This window comes from Nocardia sp. NPDC055029 (assembly GCF_053608525.1).
The window spans coordinates 121,415-141,209 of the sequence record NZ_JBSGVQ010000009.1 but is presented as its reverse complement, the minus strand read 5'-3'; the positions used below and the strand labels follow the sequence as shown (position 1 = coordinate 141,209).

The 19,795-nt window shown below is 68.6% G+C and carries 19 protein-coding genes, 1 tRNA gene and 1 pseudogene; 11 read left to right on the top strand and 10 right to left on the bottom strand.

Annotated features, from left to right (window positions below):
* Nucleotides 1–25 precede the first annotated feature (25 nt).
* Entirely contained in the window at nt 26–649 is a 624-nt protein-coding gene (locus ACWF9G_RS11470; RefSeq protein ID WP_452514984.1) for a TIGR03085 family metal-binding protein, read from the top strand.
* Here ACWF9G_RS11470 and ACWF9G_RS11465 read toward each other — a convergent pair.
* Nucleotides 646–1,293, bottom strand: a complete 648-nt coding sequence (locus ACWF9G_RS11465) for a TetR family transcriptional regulator (protein WP_379304813.1) — start codon at nt 1,291–1,293, stop codon at nt 646–648. The two genes, ACWF9G_RS11470 and ACWF9G_RS11465, sit on opposite strands and share 4 nt — an antisense overlap.
* Nucleotides 1,294–1,463: 170 nt before the next feature.
* The gene (locus ACWF9G_RS11460) at nt 1,464–2,090 is read right to left on the bottom strand and encodes a TetR/AcrR family transcriptional regulator (protein WP_379304811.1); all 627 of its coding nucleotides are present in this window, start codon (nt 2,088–2,090) and stop codon (nt 1,464–1,466) included.
* Nucleotides 2,091–2,315: 225 nt separating this feature from the next.
* Between ACWF9G_RS11460 and ACWF9G_RS11455 the strand changes: the two genes are divergently transcribed.
* The 6 genes from ACWF9G_RS11455 to ACWF9G_RS11430 all read left to right on the top strand — a co-directional run bounded on the left by ACWF9G_RS11455 (nt 2,316) and on the right by ACWF9G_RS11430 (nt 6,724).
* Nucleotides 2,316–2,386: transfer RNA gene (locus ACWF9G_RS11455), tRNA-Gln, on the top strand.
* Between the two features lie 90 nt (nt 2,387–2,476).
* Nucleotides 2,477–3,967 (top strand): bifunctional UDP-N-acetylglucosamine diphosphorylase/glucosamine-1-phosphate N-acetyltransferase GlmU, encoded by a 1,491-nt coding sequence (gene glmU, locus ACWF9G_RS11450; protein WP_379304809.1) that lies wholly within the window; start codon nt 2,477–2,479, stop codon nt 3,965–3,967.
* Nucleotides 3,964–4,944, top strand: coding sequence for a ribose-phosphate diphosphokinase (locus tag ACWF9G_RS11445; RefSeq protein WP_379028460.1), 981 nt, complete (start codon nt 3,964–3,966; stop codon nt 4,942–4,944). Before glmU ends, ACWF9G_RS11445 begins: the two co-directional genes overlap by 4 nt.
* Before the next feature lie 108 nt (nt 4,945–5,052).
* The gene (locus ACWF9G_RS11440; protein WP_452514982.1) at nt 5,053–5,628 is read left to right on the top strand and encodes a hypothetical protein; all 576 of its coding nucleotides are present in this window, start codon (nt 5,053–5,055) and stop codon (nt 5,626–5,628) included.
* A 23-nt stretch (nt 5,629–5,651) separates the two neighbouring features.
* Nucleotides 5,652–6,296: a DUF2461 domain-containing protein gene (locus ACWF9G_RS11435; RefSeq protein WP_452514980.1), complete on the top strand. Its 645-nt coding sequence runs from the start codon at nt 5,652–5,654 to the stop codon at nt 6,294–6,296.
* Nucleotides 6,297–6,349: 53 nt separating this feature from the next.
* Nucleotides 6,350–6,724: a hypothetical protein gene (locus ACWF9G_RS11430; RefSeq protein WP_379304802.1), complete on the top strand. Its 375-nt coding sequence runs from the start codon at nt 6,350–6,352 to the stop codon at nt 6,722–6,724.
* A gap of 3 nt (nt 6,725–6,727) precedes the next feature.
* Here ACWF9G_RS11430 and egtD read toward each other — a convergent pair whose 3' ends face one another.
* The 4 genes and pseudogenes from egtD to egtA form a co-directional block, all read right to left on the bottom strand.
* Complete coding sequence (gene egtD, locus ACWF9G_RS11425) at nt 6,728–7,699, bottom strand: L-histidine N(alpha)-methyltransferase (RefSeq protein WP_452514978.1); 972 nt, start codon at nt 7,697–7,699, stop codon at nt 6,728–6,730.
* A gap of 566 nt (nt 7,700–8,265) precedes the next feature.
* Nucleotides 8,266–8,685 (bottom strand): annotated as a pseudogene (locus tag ACWF9G_RS11420) (class II glutamine amidotransferase); the annotation flags it as partial.
* Nucleotides 8,686–8,740: 55 nt separating this feature from the next.
* Nucleotides 8,741–10,033, bottom strand: coding sequence for an ergothioneine biosynthesis protein EgtB (gene egtB, locus ACWF9G_RS11415; protein ID WP_452515065.1), 1,293 nt, complete (start codon nt 10,031–10,033; stop codon nt 8,741–8,743).
* Between the two features lie 98 nt (nt 10,034–10,131).
* Nucleotides 10,132–11,409 (bottom strand): ergothioneine biosynthesis glutamate--cysteine ligase EgtA, encoded by a 1,278-nt coding sequence (egtA, locus tag ACWF9G_RS11410; protein WP_452514977.1) that lies wholly within the window; start codon nt 11,407–11,409, stop codon nt 10,132–10,134.
* A gap of 134 nt (nt 11,410–11,543) precedes the next feature.
* Between egtA and ACWF9G_RS11405 the strand changes: the two genes are divergently transcribed.
* From ACWF9G_RS11405 to ACWF9G_RS11395, 3 genes are all read left to right on the top strand, one after another.
* Entirely contained in the window at nt 11,544–12,722 is a 1,179-nt protein-coding gene (locus ACWF9G_RS11405) for an aminotransferase class V-fold PLP-dependent enzyme (protein ID WP_452514976.1), read from the top strand.
* 28 nt (nt 12,723–12,750) lie between these two features.
* Nucleotides 12,751–13,068, top strand: a complete 318-nt coding sequence (locus ACWF9G_RS11400) for a lysophospholipid acyltransferase family protein (RefSeq protein ID WP_452515063.1) — start codon at nt 12,751–12,753, stop codon at nt 13,066–13,068.
* A gap of 109 nt (nt 13,069–13,177) precedes the next feature.
* Nucleotides 13,178–14,821: a fatty acyl-AMP ligase gene (locus ACWF9G_RS11395; RefSeq protein ID WP_379304790.1), complete on the top strand. Its 1,644-nt coding sequence runs from the start codon at nt 13,178–13,180 to the stop codon at nt 14,819–14,821.
* Nucleotides 14,822–14,873: 52 nt separating this feature from the next.
* On the opposite strand, the gene pth is transcribed toward ACWF9G_RS11395, so the two are convergent.
* On the bottom strand, nt 14,874–15,452 hold the full coding sequence (pth, locus tag ACWF9G_RS11390) for an aminoacyl-tRNA hydrolase (protein WP_189026004.1): 579 nt from the start codon (nt 15,450–15,452) through the stop codon (nt 14,874–14,876).
* A 24-nt stretch (nt 15,453–15,476) separates the two neighbouring features.
* On the bottom strand, nt 15,477–16,100 hold the full coding sequence (locus tag ACWF9G_RS11385) for a 50S ribosomal protein L25/general stress protein Ctc (protein ID WP_379304786.1): 624 nt from the start codon (nt 16,098–16,100) through the stop codon (nt 15,477–15,479).
* Between the two features lie 296 nt (nt 16,101–16,396).
* Here ACWF9G_RS11385 and ACWF9G_RS11380 point away from each other — a divergent pair, with 296 nt between their 5' ends.
* A complete protein-coding gene (locus ACWF9G_RS11380) occupies nt 16,397–18,037 on the top strand; it encodes a peptide chain release factor 3 (RefSeq protein WP_379304784.1) in 1,641 nt (546 codons plus the stop codon).
* A 23-nt stretch (nt 18,038–18,060) separates the two neighbouring features.
* Here the strand turns inward: ACWF9G_RS11380 and ACWF9G_RS11375 are convergent, their stop codons facing one another.
* Both ACWF9G_RS11375 and ACWF9G_RS11370 read right to left on the bottom strand, forming a co-directional pair.
* Complete coding sequence (locus tag ACWF9G_RS11375; protein WP_379304960.1) at nt 18,061–18,582, bottom strand: nuclear transport factor 2 family protein; 522 nt, start codon at nt 18,580–18,582, stop codon at nt 18,061–18,063.
* A 294-nt stretch (nt 18,583–18,876) separates the two neighbouring features.
* Complete coding sequence (locus ACWF9G_RS11370; RefSeq protein WP_229739660.1) at nt 18,877–19,749, bottom strand: Abi-alpha family protein; 873 nt, start codon at nt 19,747–19,749, stop codon at nt 18,877–18,879.
* Between the last annotated feature and the right edge of the window lie 46 nt (nt 19,750–19,795).

The following is a 19,795-nucleotide window of genomic DNA, read 5'->3' as shown; positions in this document are numbered from 1 at the left end:
CCCGTGCACGCGTACCGTCGAGGTCGTGAGTCTGGCTCAGCGGGAACGCCACGCCCTGGTGGCGACAATGATCGAAGCGGGCCCGTCGGCCCCGACCCTGTGCGGTACCTGGACGGTGCACGACCTGGCCGCCCATCTGGTGGTCAGGGAGCGCAGGCCGGATGCCTCGCTCGGCATCTTGGTGAAGCCGCTGGCCGGATACCTCGACGCGGCCCAGGACAAGATCGCGCAGCGCCCCTTCGCCGAACTCGCCGACCTGGTCCGCACCGGACCGCCCTGGTGGTCACCGCTGCGGCCGGTCGACGCGTTCGCCAACCTCACCGAGATGTTCGTGCATCACGAGGACGTCCGCCGCGCCGAACCAGGTTGGACGCCACGGGAATTGGCGGCGAGCGACGAGTCGCGGCTGTGGTCGGCGCTGCGCACGGTCGCCCGTGCCGCCTATCGCAAGGCACCCGTCGCGGTGGCGCTGGCGACGCCGGACGGCGACCGCATCACCGCGCACAAGGCGCCCGGCGCCGAGGTCGTGCTCACCGGCAAGCCGTCGGAGCTGTTGCTGCACGCGTTCGGCCGCAACGAGGTCAGGATCGAGACCACCGGCGACGAGGCCGACATCCGCGCGGTGCTCGCCACCGACCGCAGCGTCTAGAGCACGTAGCGGCGCAGGCGGCGGGCGGCGAACTCGCGGAAATACGACAGCTTCTCCGGCGGCACGATCGAGGGCAGCAGGAAGTACCAGGCACGTTCCATCCTGGCCGCCATCTCGTCCATCGACTCGGTGCCGACGGCCACGATGTGCACGCCCGCCGTCAGCTCGTGCAGCAGCAGGCCGACCACATCGGCGTCCAGGTCGGCGTTCAGATCGCCCTGGGCGATGGCGCGCTCGGCCAGCACCCGGTACGTCTCACTCCAGACCTTGGCGATGTTGTCGCCCTGGGCGCCGCGATAGTCGCCGATCTGATGGTTGAGCTTGAGCATCGCCCCGACCATCGGATCGTTCATCGACAGGTCGGCCACCACGTAGGTGATCCCGATGCACGCCTCCAGCGCGGGTACCCGGGAATCGAAGAATCCCTGACACGAGCCGATCAGGCGCTCGTTGCCCTGATCGACCACCGCCCTGGCCAGCTCCTCCTTGGAGCCGAAGTGAAAGTACAAGGCGCCCTTGGTCACATTGGACTGCGCGATGATTTCGCTGAGGCTCGCGTTGGCGTAGCCCAAACGGAGAAAGACATCGGCAGCGCCAGCAAGGACGGAGTCGCGGGTGATCTCCGCGCGCGCTTGCCTAGCCATCAGATCCGCCTGTCATCCAATAATCCAGCCATCCTGAAGTAGACCGACATCCCGAAGTTTGATCGACATACCGCCCGGCAGCACCCAAAAGGATGGGTGAACCGTACCACCAGGCGGCTACGGGGCAGCCGAATCCTGGATTCACTGTGGCAGTAGGCGCTATCGTCCGGTTACCCCGCCGATCCGCCTGCCTGCCCGGTATTCCATTCGGAGCTGAGCCCCGGTTCGGCTTCCAAGTGGCTCAATCCGTTCCAGCACAGATTGACCAGATGCGCCGCGACCACTTCTTTCGGTGGTTCACGCTCGTCGAGCCACCACGTCGCGGCGGTGGACACCATGCCGACGAGTGCCTGCGCGTAGAGCGGGGCGAGGCTGGTGTCGAGATCACGGCGAGCGAAATCGCTCGCCAGCAGGTGGGCGACCTGATTGACGGCCTCGTTGAGCAGGCTCGAATAGCGGCCGTCGGCATTGGCGGCCGGCTGATCGCGCACCAGGATCCGGAAGCCGTCGGTGCGCTCCTCGATGTAGGTGAGCAGCGCCAGCGCCACCTGCTCCAGCCGGACCCGCGAGCGATTCTGGGTGAGCGAGGAGGTGATCATGTCCAGCAGCATCGACATCTCGCGGTCGACGACCACCGCGTAGAGCCCCTCCTTGCCGCCGAAATGCTCGTAGACCACCGGCTTGGACACCTGCGCACGCTGCGCGATCTCCTCGATCGATGTCGCGTCATACCCCCGCTCGGCGAATAACGCGCGACCGATCTCGATCAGCTGCTGCCGCCGCTGCGTACCTGTCATCCTTGGTCTGATGGGACGCCCCGACTCGGTCGAAGACATGAGCTCCCCCGCCTCTCCGTGCTTTCGGTTCATCAGATCTGTACGTGCGTTCCAGAAGGCTAACAACGGGTCGCGCCGCGGCCACGACAGGCACACACAAGATTCGCCCCCGAGCGGGGAGATGTGCGAGGATCTAGGCCGTGCCGTAGCACAGTGGTGGGCTCTCACGGCCCACTGGTGTGGCGATCCGCCGTAGTGTAATGGCAGCACCTCTGATTTTGGTTCAGATAGTTCAGGTTCGAGTCCTGGCGGCGGAGCACACGGACACAGTGACGTATCGTCGGCCCGCACCATCACCGACCGAACCCGCCACAGCACACTCGCTGACAGGCAGCCGAGGGAGATCCATGCCACCGCAGACCGCCGTCGTCGTTCTCGCAGCAGGTGCTGGGACGCGAATGCGGTCGAAGACTCCGAAAGTGCTGCATCCGTTAGCAGGCCGGTCGATGCTCTCGCACGCGCTGCACGCCGCCGCCGAGATCGATCCGACCCACCTGATCACCGTGGTCGGCCATGACCGCGACAAGGTCGGCGCCGCCGTCGCCGAGGTGGGCAAGGAACTCGGCCGCGAGATCGTCAGCGCGGTGCAGGAGGAGCAGCTCGGTACCGGCCACGCGGTGCAGTGCGCACTGAGCTCGGTGCCCGCGGACTTCGACGGCGATCTGCTCGTCACCTCGGCCGACGTGCCGCTGCTTGACGGGCACACGCTCGCCGCGCTGCTCGACGAGCACCGCAGCTACGCCGAACGGCCCGCCGTCACCGTGCTGACCTTCGTCCCCGACGACCCCAACGGCTACGGCCGGATCGTGCGCGACGCCGACGGCCAGGTCGCCGAGATCGTCGAGCACGCCGACGCGACGCCCGCCCAGGCCAAGATCAAAGAGGTCAACTCCGGCGTCTACGCCTTCGACGCCTCCGTGCTGCGCACCATGATCGGACGGCTGTCCACCGCCAACGCCCAGCACGAGCTCTACCTGACCGACGTGCTGCGGCTGGCCCGCGAAGCCGGGCATCCGGTGCACGGCGCGCGACTCGTCGACTCCAACAAGGTGACCGGGGTCAACGACCGGGTGCAGCTGTCCGAGGCGGGCGCCACCCTCAACCGGTACATCCTCGAACGGCACATGCGCGCGGGCGTCACGATCATCGATCCGGCGACGACCTGGATCGACGCGACCGTGCGGATCGGGCGCGACGCCGTGCTCCGTCCCGGCACCCAGCTGTTCGGCGAGACCCACATCGGCGAGGACGCCGAGATCGGGCCGGACACCACGCTGACCGACGTCGTCGTCGGCGCCGGCGCGAGCGTCGTACGTACACACGGCGAGCGCGCCGAGATCGGTGACGGCGCGACCATCGGCCCCTTCAGTTACCTGCGCCCTGGCACCGTCGTCGGCGACGCGGGCAAGCTCGGCGCCTTCGTCGAAACCAAGAACGCCACGATCGGAGCGCACTCGAAGGTGCCGCACCTGACCTACGTCGGCGACGCGACGATCGGCGAGCACAGCAACATCGGCGCTTCCAGCGTCTTTGTGAACTATGACGGCGTCAACAAGCATCACACTGTGGTCGGTTCCCACGTGCGGACCGGTAGCGACACCATGTTCATCGCCCCGGTCACCGTGGGTGACGGAGCCTATACCGGAGCGGGTACTGTGCTGCGTAGAAGCGTTCCACCGGGGGCACTGGCCGTGTCGGGTGGGCCACAGCGCATCATTGAGAACTGGGTGCAGCGTTACCGTCCAGGAACCGCTGCGGCGCGCGCGGCGGCGGATGCCATCGCGGCAAACGAGACGTCTGATCAGACAATCGAGCAAAAGGATGGCAACCAGCAGTGACCGCGTTCTCGATCGACAACCAGAAGAACTTGATGCTCTTCGCCGGCCGGTCACATCCTGAGCTGGCCGAGCAGGTCGCCAAGGAACTGGATGTCGACATCACGCCGCAGACTGCGCGCGATTTCGCCAACGGCGAGATCTTCGTTCGGTTCGAGGAGTCGGTGCGCGGTTCCGACGCCTTCGTGCTGCAGAGCTTCCCCGCTCCGCTGAACCAGTGGCTGATGGAACAGCTGATCATGATCGACGCGCTCAAGCGTGGTTCGGCCAAGCGGATCACCGCGGTGCTGCCGTTCTACCCGTACGCGCGCCAGGACAAGAAGCACCGCGGCCGCGAGCCGATCTCGGCCCGCCTCGTCGCCGACCTGCTCAAGACCGCGGGCGCCGACCGCATCATCACCGTCGACCTGCACACCGACCAGATCCAGGGCTTCTTCGACGGCCCCGTCGATCACATGCACGCGCTGGTGCAGCTCTCGGAGTACATCCGCACCAACTACCAGTCGGACAACCTGGCCGTCGTCTCCCCCGACGCCGGTCGCGTGAAGGTCGCCGAGAAGTGGGCCGACTCGCTCGGCGGCACGCCGCTGGCGTTCATCCACAAGACCCGCGACCCGCTGGTGCCCAACCAGGTGAAGTCCAACCGCGTCGTCGGTGACGTCGAAGGCCGCACCTGCGTGCTGATCGACGACATGATCGACACCGGTGGCACCATCGCGGGCGCGGTCAAGGTGCTCAAGGAGGCCGGCGCGGGCGATGTCATCATCGCCGCCACGCACGGCGTGCTGAGCGACCCGGCCGCCGAGCGCCTGGCCAACTGTGGTGCCAGGGAAGTCGTCATCACCAACACCCTGCCGATCAGCGAGGAGAAGAAGTTCCCCACGCTGACCGTGCTGTCCATCGCGCCGCTGCTGGCACGCACCATCCGCGAGGTCTTCGAGAACGGCTCGGTCACCGGGCTCTTCAACGGCAACGCGTGAACTGACGCGCTTACGGAACGGCCCTTCGGCAGCAGCTGAGGGGCCGTTTCTGGTGTGTGGACCGCTTGCGTGGTAGGCATGGAATCCAGGCCATTCGAGGGGGAGAACATGGGGATCGAACCGGAACGCCGGGTAGAGCTCGGTAAGGATCGGGTGCAGGACGCGCCCGAGTCATCCGCGCCGCCGCCCGCGCCACCCGCGCTGACCGAGCGGATGTGGGTGGACGACGCGCCGCCCGCCGAACTCCCACCGCCCGCGCAGCCCGAGCTGCCGTGGGCCGGGATCGAGCGGCCGGCGCCGCCGGTCGAGCTGCCGCCGTATCCGCCGCCACCGCCCGCGCCGGTCTATCCGCAGGCGTATCCCGTCCCAGGCCGGGTCGGTTATGGCGCGCCGCGGTATCCGCTGCCCTATCAGCCCATGCCGATGCAGCGCTACGGGTATGCCGACACCACACCCATCTGGTCGATCATCAGCTTCTGCTGTGTCGGGGCGTCGGTGGTCGGCGGGGCGATGCTGTGCGGGTTGCCGATCCTGGTGACCGCGCCGACCGGGATCGTGCTCGGGCTCGTCGGGCATGCCAAGGGCGAGCAGATGGGTAAATGGGCGGCGATCGCCAACGGCGTCGTCGCGGCGCTGGCCGCGCTGGCTGTCGTGCTGTTCGTGGTGGCGCTCGGCAGTCTCTGACCGGCACGGGCGATACTGCATCGATGGACGCTTTCACCGGGTTCCCGCTGGCGGCCCTCGACTTCTACGAGGACCTCGAGGCCGACAATTCCAAAGCATTCTGGACCGCGCACAAGCAGACCTACGACGAGGCGGTGCGCGCGCCGATGACCGCGCTCGCCGCCGAACTCGAACCGGAGTTCGGGCAGGCCAAGATCTTCCGGCCCTACCGCGACGTCCGCTTCTCCGCCGACAAGACGCCGTACAAGAACCATCAGGGCGCGGTGGCGGGCACGGCGCCCGGTGTCGGCTGGTACGTGCAGATCAACGCGGCGGGGCTGTTCGTCGCGGGCGGCTGCTACCAGATGTCGCCCGCGGCGCTGGCGACGCTGCGGGCCACCATCGACGACGACGTCCGTGGCGCCGAACTCGAGGCGATCCTCGCGGCGGCGACCGCAGCGGGTTACACCATCGGCGGTGACCGCCTCAAGACCAAGCCCAAGGGCTACGCCATCGACCATCCCCGCATCGAACTGCTGCGGCACAAATCGCTCATCGCGAGCCGCGAGTTCGGCGCGCCCGACTGGCTGACGACCCCGGCGGCGGCCACCGAGATCCGGCAGGCGTGGACCGAACTGCGGCCGCTGGTCGAGTGGTTCACCGGCGTCTTCGAGGGCATCGAGCACTGACCGCCGGGCGTGGCTACGGTGACTGACGCCGACCGGAGGCCGATACTGGGCCTATGAGCCGTGAACCACTGGACATGGACATGGGCGACGACGATCAGGCCGACGACATCGTCGAATACGAGCGGTACGTCGAGGACCCGCCGGAGGACTACGTGATCCGCAATCACGAAGCCGACGCCGACGGCTTCCTCGGCATCAACGAGGAAGTCGGCGAGGAGTGGACCGAGAACGGCGCTGCCCGCGAGGCGGTCCACGAGGACGAACGCCCCGCCGAGGTCTCCGCCGTCCGGATAGTCAGCGACGACGGCGTCGACGGTGACCTCTACGACGAGGACGCGATCGACGGCGAAGAAGGCGTCGAACGCGATCTCGAGGGCGACGAGAACCTCACCGCGGGCGAGTACCTCGCCGACGAGCTCGACCTGTAGCCCTCAGCGTCGTTCGGCCAGGACCAAGGCGAACCGGTCGTCCTGGTCGGTCCAGGTGTGTGCCGTGGTGAAGCCGGCGGCGTCGAGTTCCGCGCGCAGGCCGTCGGGGCGGAACTTGACGGAGATCTCGGTGCGCATCTGCTCGCCCGCCGCGAAGTCGACGGTCAGGTCCAGGTCGGCGACGGTGGCGGTCATCGCCTCGGTGGCGCGCAGGCGCATCTCGATCCACTCGTTCTCGGCGTCCCACAGGGCGATGTGCTCGAACTTGTCCGGGTCGAAATCGGCGCCGAGACGGTGGTTGAGCACGTGCAGGACGTTGCGGTTGAATTCGGCGGTGACACCGGCGGCGTCGTCGTAGGCGGGGACGAGGACGGCCGGGTCGATCACCAGGCCCGCGCCGAGCAGCAGCAGCTCGCCGGGTTCGAGCACCTCGTTGATGCCGGACAGGAACTCGGCGCGCTCGGCGGGCACCAGGTTGCCGATGGTGCCGCCGAGGAAGGCGATCATCCGGCGGCCGCCACGGGGCAGATTGTGCAGGGTATCGGTGAAGTCGCTGACCACGCCGTGCACGGCCAGATTCGGGTACTCGGTCGCGATCTCGACCGCCGCGCCACGCAGCGCCGAGGCCGAAACATCCTGCGGTACATACGTTTTCAGCGAGCCTTCGGCGGTGAGCGCGTCGAGCAGCAGGCGGGTCTTCGCGGCCGAGCCGGACCCGAGTTCCACCAGCACCTCGGGGCGGGCGGCCGCGGCGATCTCGCCGACGACTCGCCGCAGCAGGGCCCGCTCGGTGCGGGTCGGGTAGTACTCGGGCAGTTCGGTGATCTGTTCGAACAGCTCGCTGCCGCGGGCATCGTAGAACCATTTGGGCGGCAGGGATTTCGGCGTGGCGGTGAGGCCGGTGCGGGCGTCGGTGCGCAAGGCCGCGGTGAGATCGTCGTCGGTGAGATGGATGTCCAGCAGCGGCGCGGTCATGAACGGACCCTTTCGGTGACGGGAAGCTCGAGAGCGGTGATGGTGCAGTGGCCGGGGCCCGCGATCACCAGTTGGCGATCGGGGACCGGCTGCCACCGTGGATCGGCGTCGTACGGTTCGGAGCACAGCACGGTGTAGTCGTCGGCGACGAGGACCGACAGCGAGTGCCAGCAGGTGGTGGCCCACAGCTGTGTCCCGTTGCCGAGCAACAGGTTCAGGCGGGCGCTGGGCTGGTGGCGCAACACCGCGGCGGTCAGCAAGCGCAATGCGTCGGCTGCGTCGGCGATCGGGCCGCCGGGTCGGATCGCGCCGAGCAGTCCGCGAAGCAGCACCCACAGGGCCGCGGAATCGGTCAGCGCCTCGGCCTGCAACAGTGCCGCGGCCGAACCGAACAGGGGTGTGACATCGGCGCGGATCCGCACTGAATCGACGGACGACGCTGCACCGGTTTTCTGTCCGCCAGAAGACGACCAGGTAGGCGAATCCGATTGCACCGCACCATTTCCCTGTGCGTGAGGCACACCGGCGGGCCCACCGAATCCTGACGCGGGGGCCAGTATCTCGTCCAGGTCGGCGAGTACGAGCGCCAGTGTTGTCCGCCAGTCGGGGACGACACCGTTGTGGCTGAAGGCCCAGTGCTCATCGACGAACGGCGCACAGGCCGCGCGCTCCACCGGCATACCGACAGTGGCCGACCGGACGGAGGCGAGCACTGCGCGCGATTCCAGCTGACCGAGGACCTCGCCCACGGCCGGGTCGGTCCAGATGGGCGCCGCGTTGCGGTAGCGGGTGACCGCGTCACGCGCGCCTTCAACGCCCACATCGGCCCGGCGCCACCAGGCGACGCCGAAACCGTCGGCATTGATCGTGCCGCCTGCCCGCATATCGGTGGGCGCCCAGGATTGCTGATAGAGCGAGTGGGAGCCGCGCATGACCATCTCACCGACCGGCACCGGCGGGCCGAGGTATCCGAGGTGTCTGCACATCAGCGATCGCCCGCCCGTCGTGCGGTCGGGGAACGACCGACGTTGTTCCCGGACATCAGCGTTCGTCCTCGCGCAGGTCGCGGGCAAGCCGGAACCCGGCGAAGATCTGCCTGCGGATCGGGTGGTCCCAGTTGCGGAAGGTGCCGCGGCAAGCGACCTCGTCGGTGCCGAACGAGCCGCCGCGCAGGATGCGGTAGTCGCCGCCGAAGAAGACCTCCGAGTACTCGCGGTACGGGAACGCGCGGAACCCCGGGTACGCCTCGAAACCCGAAGCGCACCATTCCCAGACGTCGCCGATCAGCTGATGCACGCCGGTCGCCGACACACCGGCCGGGTACGCGCCGACGTCGGCGGGCTCGAGATGCCGCTGACCGAGATTGGCCAGGCGCTCGTCCGGCGTGTCCTCGCCCCACGGATAGCGCCGCGACGCACCGGTGGCCGGATCGAACCTGGCCGCCTTCTCCCATTCGGCTTCGGTCGGCAATCGCTTGCCCGCCCAGCGCGCGTACGCCTCGGCCTCGAACCAGCACACGTGCACCACCGGCTGCCTGGGCCGCAGCGGTGCGCTGACACCGAAGGCCCGGCGCGTCCACTGCGTGCCCTCGCGCTCCCAGAACTGTGGTGCGACGAGCCCGGCCTCCTGCCGATGCGCCCAGCCCCGATCCGACCACAGTTCGGGCCGCTCGTAGCCGCCGTCGGCGATGAAGGCCAGGTACTGCTCGTTGGTCACCGGCGCGACATCGATGGCGAAGCCGGGCACGTGCACCGGGTGGGCGGGGCGTTCGTTGTCCAGCGCCCACGGGTCGGCGGAGGTGCCCATCAGGAATTCACCTGCGGGAACGACGACTTCGCCGCCGATCAGCGCCTGCGCGGTGGGTGGGGACGGCGCGGACAGCACCGGCGCGCCGAGGCGCAGCTGGTGGGTGGCGAGCATGGTCTCGTCGTGCTGCTGTTCGTGCTGGGCGATCATGCCGAACGCGAAGCCGTTGTCCACCAGTGGATCACCGGATAATGCGCTGGAACCCAGGACGTCCCAAACCTTCTCGCGCACCGTGCCGACATAGCCGCGCGCCTGATCGGGATTCAGCAGCGGCAGCGCGGGACGGTTCGCGCGGGCGTGCTTGAACGCGTCGTAGAGCTCGTCGATATCGGCCCGGACGGCCTCGCGGCCGCCGACATCGCGGACCAGCCAGAGTTCTTCCTGATTGCCGATGTGCGCGAGGTCCCAGACCAGCGGGCTCATCAGGGGCGAATGCTGGGCGACGAGGTCGGCCTCCTCGACGCTGTCGGTGAGGGTGGCGGTGCGGCGGCGGGCACGCTGCAGGACCTCGGCGATCCGGTCGCGCATGCGGTCGCGGCTGCTGTGGTCGGCGGGGGCGGAAAGGGTCACGGGATCAGCTCCGAACGAAGAGGGCGACAACGACATCGGGTCGGCGAGCGGGATCGTCACGATCCGTCATGTGCCGGCTTCGCCACGGTGAGCGGGCTGCGGCCGGACCGACATCGGCGGGCGGCGAGCGCTAATTCCTGTGCGGCGGTGACCGACCGGGCGTGCTGCTCGGCCAGCTCGAACAGATCCACTGCGGCTCGGCGCAATTGGGGGTCGTTCAGACCGGTGCGCGCGGCGCCCAGCCACTCCCCTGCCGTCGGGGCGGCGATGGCCGTCGCCTCCTCGACCACCGCCGGTGTCGACAACAGCGCGTCGACGACGTGGATCGGGGTGGTCCAGGTGTCGCCGGGCTGGGTGTCGAGGTAGCGGACCTCGAGGTGGCCCGTGGCTCTGACCGGCGGGAACAGGGTGGTCAGGTGATAGTCGAGGTCGGCGGTGCCCGGCCTGCGGCCCACCTCGTCGTCCAGTGCGCCCGCCAGCCAGTCGGCGAAGGTGGCGCCCGGCGGTGGCGACCAGTCCGCATCGCGCTCGGTGCAGCGCACACACAGCAGGGGCACGTCCAGCGCCCAGTGTGCGTAGGCGGCGATGGGATCGCCCCAGTCGGCGACCGGTGGGCGGGTGCGGGACAGGTCGAGCCGCAGCCAGGTGCGCATCCGCTGCGAGACCCACTCACCCTGCGGTGCGCCGTGCAGCACGGGCGAGCAGGCGAAGGCGGCGATCAGGGCCGGTCCGAGCGCGTAGAGCGCCGTCCAGCGCGCTCTGACCTCGTCGGCGTCAGCGCCCGCGTCGACGCTGACCTGGGTGGCGGCGGTATTGCACATCATGAGGCTGCCGAACGGGCCGACACTGTCGAACCGGCGTTCCATGGCGGCGTAGCGCGGGAGGCGAAGCAGTCTTTCGGCAGGTCGATCGGCATCGGCGGCGGCGGAGACGATGCCGATGCCGTGGGCGGCGAGCAGGTCCCGCAAACGGGCCGCATCAGCGCGCAGATTGTGCGTCAGCGCCTCGGTATCGGCGAACGGGGCGCTGGAAAGTTCTATCTGACCACCGGGTTCGAAGGTGACCATGCTCCCGCCGGGCAGGGGGGCCGCCGGCGATGCCGGGGCGATCGAGGTGGGCGCGTATGGCCCGAGGGCCGCTGCCATCAGCTCGAGCGAGGGGCGCGCACCGGTGGGCCCGGCGGTGAGCCACTCCAGTTCGGCGCCGATCAGCGCGGGTGGCCCGAGTTTGAAACAGACACCGCCGACATAGGCCTCCGCCGCCGCCCTGGACGATAGTTCGCCCTGGTCAGTGGCGGAATCAGGCCACGAAGAACGTTCCAGAGTGACCGCCATGCCAACCTCCGCGTGCTGTGTACTACCGGGGGAATTCGCGTGTTCATGCAACCGACTCATTCCAGAGTAGCGACGAGCACCGACAGGAAAAGTGACGAATTGGGGAACGCCTCGCCGACGGTAGGGTCGTCGCCATGATGGATCTCGCCGCGATCAGAGCCGCCACCCCCGGACTTGCCGCCGGACAGGTATTCCTCGACAGCGCCGGATCCTCACTGCCGCCGCGGGTCGTCACCGACACCGTCATCGGCCACCTGCGCCGGGAAGCGGAGATCGGCGGCTATCGCGCAGCTAACGAACGGCTCGACGATCTCGCCGCGGTGAAGACCTCGATCGCGACCCTGATCGGCGCCACCGCGGACACCATCGCGCTCAGCGACAGTGCGACCCGGTCATGGGCCGATTTCGCCTACTCACTGCCCCTGCGCCCCGGCGATCGCATCCTGATCTCCGAGGCCGACTACGCCAGCAACGCGATCGCCGCGCTCCAGCGCGCCAAGCAGACCGGCGCGGTGGTCGAGCACATCCCCAGCGACGACACCGGCCGCCTCGACACCGACGCGCTCGCGGCGATGCTCGACGAACGGGTACGGCTGGTCTCGCTCCAGCACGCACCGACCAACGGTGGCCTGGTGAACCCGGTCGCCGAGGCCACCCGGATCGCCCACGAGGCGGGCGCGCTGGTCCTGCTCGACGCCTGCCAATCGATCGGCCAGCTGCCGATCGATGTCGCCGAACTCGGCGTCGACGCGCTCTCGGCCACCGGGCGCAAGTGGCTGCGCGGCCCCCGCGGCACCGGATTCCTCTACGTCCGCAGGGAATTGGCGCAGACGATGGAACCGGCCAGGCTCGACCTGCACAGCGCCGAGTGGGTGAGCGAGAGCGAATATCGCCTCGCCCCCGACGCGTCCCGTTTCGAATTCTGGGAATGCGACGTCGCCGCCCGCCTCGGCCTCGGCGCCGCCGTCGACTACCTGCTCGCCCTCGGCCCCGACGAGGTCTACGCCACCGTCGCCGAGCGCGCGGACCACCTCCGCAAAACCCTGCCCGAGCTGCCCGGAGTGACCGTCCGCGACCTCGGCACCGAGCACAGCGGCATCGTCTCGTTCACCGCCGACAACCACAACCCCGTACACCTACGCGACCGCCTCGCCGACCACGCCGTCACCGTCACCGTCAGCCACGCCAGCTCCACCCTGCTCGACATGACCGCCCGCACCCTCCCCGCCATCGTCCGCGCCTCCCCCCACTACTTCGTGAGCACCGACGACCTCGACCGCTTCGTCACGGTTCTGGCCGACATCACCCGGTAGCCGTGCTCGCCGACGATGCGCCTGGGCAATTCACCCGGAGGGCACACGGTCGATCGACGGCAGGGTCTATCGTGGTCGCACCGGGGCGCTACGCGTTGCCATGGCTACAGGGGCGCCGGTGGTGCCCGTGGTGCTGGACGGAACCGACCGTATGAACCCTCGCGGTCGGAAACTGTTGCGTTTCACCAAGGTGCGCATCAGTATCCAGCCGGCGCGGCGTTATCCGGCAGCGGTTCATCGCGCCCAGGTCAGAGTGGCAACTGATCAGCTGATGCGGGAAATGTCAGCACTATCGGGTAGACCATATGTGGACCGCTACGCTGCCACCTTCGCCGCCGAGAGCTGATCGGCGAGGGTGCTCGGGTGTCAGTCGGGGTTAACACCCGTTGGGCGGGCGGGGATTTTCTGTTGGGAGCACGGCCGTAACCGATCGTTGGCGTAAAGGGAGTCCGACGTTGAGCAGGTTCACCGACGAAATGTTTGCCACAGCGCTGACCAGCCCACGGGGGCTGGTCACCGGGGAACCGGAGGCGCCGCTGCGGCAGACCTGGGGGGAAATTCATCGCCAGGCGCGGCGGATGGCGGGTGGTCTCGCGGCCGCCGGGATCGAGCACGGCGACGCCGTCGGCGTGCTCGCCGGGCTGCCCGTCGACATCGCGCCGGTCTGCCAGGCCATCTGGATGCGCGGCGCATCCATCACGATGCTGCATCAGCCGACACCGCGCACCGATCTCGCGGTCTGGGTACGCGATACCGAAACCGTCCTCGGCATGATCGAGGCCAAGGCCGTCGTGCTCGGCGCGCCGTTCGCCGCCGCCGAACCCGTGCTGCTCGAACGCGGGATCACCGTTGTCAAGATCGAGGACCTGCACACCGGCCCCGATACGGATCCGGTGCCGACCACCGAATCCGATATCGCCTTGCAGCAGTTGACCTCCGGGTCGACCGGGTCGCCCAAGGCCGTGCGCATCACCCACGGCAACTTCAACGTCAACGCGCACGCGATGTTCAATCGCGTGAAGTTCCAGCTCGACGACGACGTCATGATCAGCTGGCTGCCGCTGTTCCATGACATGGGCATGGTCGGATTCCTCAGCGTGCCCATGCAATTCGGTGCCGAGGTGGTCTGCGTGACCCCGCTGGACTTCCTGGCGAGGCCGCTGCTGTGGGCGGAGCTGATCGACAAGTACCGCGGAACCGTCACCGCCGCACCGAATTTCGCCTACTCGCTGCTGGCCAGGCGCCTGCGGCAGGCCGAGCCGGGATCGATGGACCTGTCCAGCGTGCGCTACATGTGGAACGGCGCCGAACCGGTCGACCCGGACACGATGATCGCGCTCGCGGAGGCGGGCAAGCACTTCGGGCTCAACCCGATGGCGCTGACCCCCGTGTACGGCATGGCCGAGACCACGCTGGCCGTATCGGTGCCCGACTGCGGCCACGGCATGGTGCTCGACATCATCGACGCGGATCTGCTCGAAGCCGTCGGCAAGGCGGTGCCGGTCGCCGAGACCGGCCACCACGGCACTCCGCGCAGGCTGCCGACGCTCGGCCACCTCGTCGACGATCTGGAGGGCAGGGTCGTCGACACCGAACGGCAGTCGCTTCCGGTCCGCACGGTCGGCATCATCGAATTGCGCGGTCCCGCGGTGACTTCGGGCTACGTGACCGTCGACGGGTTCCGGCCCGCCCAGGACGACGAGGGCTGGCTCGACACCGGCGACATCGGCTACTTCACCGACGCGGGCCTGATCGTGGTGTGCGGGCGGATGAAGGACGTCATCATCATGGGCGGCCGCAACATCTACCCGACCGATATCGAGCGGGCCGCGCTGCGCGTGCCCGGCGTGCGTCCCGGCAATGCGGTGGCGGTGCGCCTGGACGCGGGCGAGAAGCGCGAAAGTTTCGCGGTAGTGGTGGAATCCAACGACTTCCAGGAACCCGACGAGGTGAAGCGGATGGAGCGCGAGATCGTCCACGAGGTGTTCGCCGAGGTCGGCGCCCGCCCGCGCACGGTCGCGGTCCTCGGCCCCGGCGCCCTGCCGAAGACGTCGTCGGGCAAGCTCCGGCGCGCGGCCACCGCGGTCCACCTGCGCTGAAACGCACTCGGCGCGCCCTGGCGAATTCGCCTGGGCGCGCCGGGAGTTCAACTCAATGCAGTGAGTTCTGGGCCGTTTCCAAACCGACCTTCAGCAGCAGCTCGACCGCGTCGGCGGCCTGCTCGACGATCACCGGAACCTCTTTGCGCTCCGGCGCCGCGAACGGCTTGAGCACATAGTCGGCGGGATCCTGGCGCCCCGGCGGACGGCCGATGCCGATCCTGGTGCGCAGGTACTCCTTGGTGGTCAGCGCCTGCGAGATCGACCGCAGGCCGTTGTGGCCGCCCTCGCCGCCGCCCTGCTTGAGCCGGATCGTGCCGAACGGCAGGTCCAGCTCGTCGTGCACGACGATCACCTGGTCGACGGGCACCGAGAAGAACTTCGCCAGCGCGGCCACCGGCCTGCCGGACAGGTTCATGTAGGTGCGCGGCTTCGCGATCAGGATCTGGCGCCCGTCCAGCCGCGCCTGCAGCAGGTCGGCGCCGGACTTCTTGTGCACGGCAAAACGGCCGCCGACGCGCTCGGCGAGCACATCGGCGACCAGGAAGCCCACGTTGTGGCGGGTGCGCTCGTATTCGGGGCCGGGGTTACCCAGACCGACCACGAGCGCGGGCCCGGAAGATTCGGTCATCGGCCGAACCGTGGTGCGGGAGTCTTACTCGGACTCGGTCTCGGCCTCCGCGGCCGGCTCCTCGGCGGTAACGCCTTCGCCTTCGCCCTCGACCTGCGCGGCGGACGGCGCGGCGATCACGTTGACGATCAGCGCCTCCGGGTCACCGGCCAGGGTGACGCCGGCGGGCAGCTCGATGGAGCCGGCCAGGATCTGGGTGCCCGCCTCGATGCCCTCGACCGAGATCTCGATCGACTCGGGCAGCTTCAGCGCGTCGGCCTCGATGGACAGGGTGGTGGCTTCCTGGGTGATCAGGGTGCCCGAGGCGGCATCGCCGGTGACGACGACGTTGACGTCGGTGGTGACGCGCTCGCCACGCTTGACGATCAGCAGGTCGGCGTGCTCGATGTAGCGGCGGATCGGGTGGACCACGACCGACTTGGTCATCGCGAGCTGCTGCTTGCCGTCGACGACGAGGTTCAGGATGGCGTTGGTGCCGTGCTCACGCAGGATGGCGGCGAAGGCCTTGGCGTTGAGGTTCAGGTGCTGCGGCTCGGCCTGGTGGCCGTACAGCACGGCGGGCACGTTGCCGTCGCGACGGGTACGGCGAGCGGCGCCCTTACCGAATTCGGTGCGGACGGCGGCTTCGATCTGGTTCACGTCGGACATGACTGAATGCGCTCCTACGGCTCTTCCGGGCTGGTCATTGTGGCGACCCATCTGAGGGGTCAACGTCTACTCGTCGGACGAAGAACGAACGAGGACGACCGGGAAGGCCGAGCCGCGTCGATCACGGTGAGCACCACCACCAGGGGCAACTCACCCTCGCCGAGACAACCCGACAACCATACCGCATCCACATAGCCCGGAAAAACCGGGTCACTTCGGCAGAACACCCCGTCGACCTCGCCGGACCGGCGACCTTTAGGCTTTATAAGTTGCCGACCACTGCGAAAGGTTCTGCGTTGACCGAGTCCGGAGATAGCGCCGCCCCCACCCCGCGCGGACTACCCGCCGAGGTCGCGCGCCGCCGTACGTTCGCCGTGATCTCGCACCCCGACGCGGGTAAGTCGACACTGACCGAGGCGCTGGCGCTGCACGCCAGGATGATCTCCGAGGCGGGCGCGATCCACGGTAAGGCAGGCCGCAAGTCGACCGTGTCGGACTGGATGGAGATGGAGAAGGCGCGCGGCATCTCGGTGAGCTCGACCGCGCTGCAGTTCAACTACCGCGTCGCCGGGTCCGATGTCGACAATGTCATCAACCTGGTCGACACCCCGGGCCACTCCGACTTCTCCGAGGACACCTACCGCGTGCTCACCGCGGTCGACGCCGCGGTCATGCTGATCGACGCCGCCAAGGGCCTCGAGCCGCAGACGCTGAAGCTGTTCCAGGTCTGCCGCCACCGCGGTATCCCGGTCATCACCGTCATCAACAAGTGGGACCGCCCCGGCCAGGCGCCGCTGGAGCTGCTCGACGAGATCAGCGAACGGATCGGCCTCACCCCCACCCCGCTGTTCCTGCCGGTCGGCATCGCCGGTGACTTCCGCGGCCTGCTGCGCCGCGGTCCCGAGGGCGAAGCGAGCGAGTACATCCACTTCACCCGCACCGCCGGTGGCGCGACCATCGCACCGGAGGAATCGCTGACGTCCGCCGAAGCCGAGGCGCGCGAGGGCGAGGCGTGGACGACCGCGGCCGAGGAGAGCGAGCTGCTCTCGGCCACCGGGCAGGATCACGACCAGGAGCTGTTCCTGGCCGGGCAGACCTCGCCGGTGATCTACGCCTCGGCGATGCTGAACTTCGGTGTGCGCCAGCTGCTGGAGACTCTGGTCGCGCTGGCGCCCGCACCGGGCGCGCGGGCCGACGTCGCGGGCAAGGACCGCGAGACCGGTGATCCGTTCAGCGCGGTGGTGTTCAAGGTGCAGGCGGGTATGGACACCGCGCACCGGGACCGGCTGGCGTTCATGCGGATCGTGTCGGGCGAGTTCGAGCGCGGCATGGTCGTGACGCACGCGCAGACCGGTCGCCCGTTCGCCACCAAATACGCGCTGACGGTGTTCGGCCGCGAGCGCACCACCGTCGACACCGCCTACCCCGGTGACGTGGTCGGCCTGGTGAACGCGACCGCGCTCGCGCCGGGTCACACCCTGTTCGTGGACAAGAAGGTGGAGTTCCCGCCGATCCCGAGCTTCGCCCCCGAGCATTTCGCGACGCTGCGCGCGCAGAGCGCGGGCAAGTACAAGCAGTTCCGCAAGGCCATCGACCAGCTCGACTCCGAGGGCGTGGTCCAGGTGTTGCGCAACGACGCCCGCGGCGACCAGTCGCCGGTGCTCGCGGCGGTGGGCCCGATGCAGTTCGAGGTGGTCACCGCCCGCATGCAGGCGGAGTTCAACGTGGAAACCCAGCTGGATTTCCTGCCCTTCACCCTGGCCCGGCGCACCGACGCCGAATCGGCGCCGGAACTGGATCGTCAGCGCGGTGTCGAGGTGTTCACCCGCACCGACGGCGCGATCCTGGCCCTGTTCAGCGACAAGTGGCGGCTGCAGTACATCGAGAAGGAACACCCGAAGCTCACGCTGGAACCGCTCGTCGCGACCGCGGACTAACTGGTCAACTGTCTGAGTCGGCCCTAAGCGGCCGGTCCGGGGTTGCGTTCCACCGAGGAGATGTGGTTCTCCTGCGCGATCATTCCCCAGCGGCTCGCGGTCAGGCGCAGGCTGGGCAGATCGCTGAGCGAGAGCACCACCTCATAGGTGCGCTCGTAGCCGGTATGCGAGATGCGCCAGTGGCCGTCCTCGCAGCGGACGTAGCGGTCGGTGTAGAAGGCCGCGCCGCGCAGACACATGTTGTGCTCGGGGATGATCACCGTGTCCGCGAGGTACCAGGTGCCGGTCGCGGTGTCGCCGACGACATCGATCTCCGGATGATCGCAGCGGTGCTCGGTGATGACATGCGGTCCGAGGGTGTTGCGCAGGAAGGCCAGGAAGGCCTCACGCGATTCGAACTGCAGGTATTCGCTGTAGGTCGCGGTCGCCTCGGGGATCAGCGTGTCGGCGAACTCGTCCCACGACTTGGTGTCCAGCGCGCGCAGGTAGCGGAACTTGAGCCTGCTGAGCGCGATGAGGTCGTCGGGATGATCCGGCGGCCGCACGACCGGTTCCGGCTGCTCGTCGGACGCATCCTCGGGCAACTCCTCGGCCATCCGGTCCTCCCCCGTCTCCGGCCCGGCGACCAGCGGTTCGTCGCCTCCGGGTAGCAACGGACCCGGCCGCACCCATGCGGGCGCGACAGGATCGTCGACCCGCACGTCGTTCGGTGATCCGGACCCCTGCTCCATGTCTCCACGATCCCACTGAAACGCGTGTAGTGCGCGATCTGTATCAGATCGCTATCACTGCCGACACCGGAGCGTGACCTCCGGCGCCGGAGCCCCGCGCTGTCTCAGCTACCCGATGGTGAAGCAGGTACGGCAGAAGTCCTCGCCGAACTCCGACAGGCGCAGGCTCTTGCGCACGATCTTGGGCGCGCGGCCCGCCTTCTTGAGCGCTTCCTCGACCACCGGCTGCACCTCGAGCACCATGTAGCGGCTCAGCACCACCGGGTCGTCGGAGGTGAACGTCAGGCCGAGGCGGTTGAGGTTGATCAGGTAGGAGCGGGCCCGGTCCGGGTAGCGCACGCCTGCCTGCTCCGGCACCGAGGTCAGGTCGCCCTGGACCAGCTCCGAGCCGATGCCGAGCGGCCGGTTGGTACGCACGTCGACCGAGGGCTGCGGACCGTTGAGCGCCATGAACCGCAGGATGCGGGCCTCGTCGGGCGCGATCTCGTCGAGGATGCGGTCGTAGGCCGGGTGCACGTCCTCGGTGAAATACACGTCGGCCGAGCGGGCCAGCAGCGCGTCGCCGCGGCGGCGCAGGTCCTCGGTGCTGGCCGAGCGCAGGTATGGGCCGACGGTGATGGCCTGCTGGGTCGACCCGTTGGGCGTCGGCACATAGCTGACGATCTCGCGCACCGACCCCTCGGTGACGCCGAGCGCACTGCGGGCGATGGAGCGCAGCGCGTTTCCGGTGCGCTCCGCGATATCGGCCGAGGACTCGCCGTCCAGAGCCGCCTGGGCCAGTTCCTTGGTCACCTCGTAGGTGGTGCCGACGGCCCACTGGCTGCCGCGCACCGCGGTGCCCGCGGCCAGACCCGCGGCGCGGAACACGCCCCGGATCAACCGGGCTTCGTTGCTGATCTGTCGCTGCTCGACATCCGAGCTGCGCTCGACGGCGCGGGTACCGGCACGGGCCAGGTCCTGTCCGGTCCTGTCGTCTGTCACGTCCTACTCCGAAGTCTCGCCATGTGAACTTCTCGCTCACAGATTA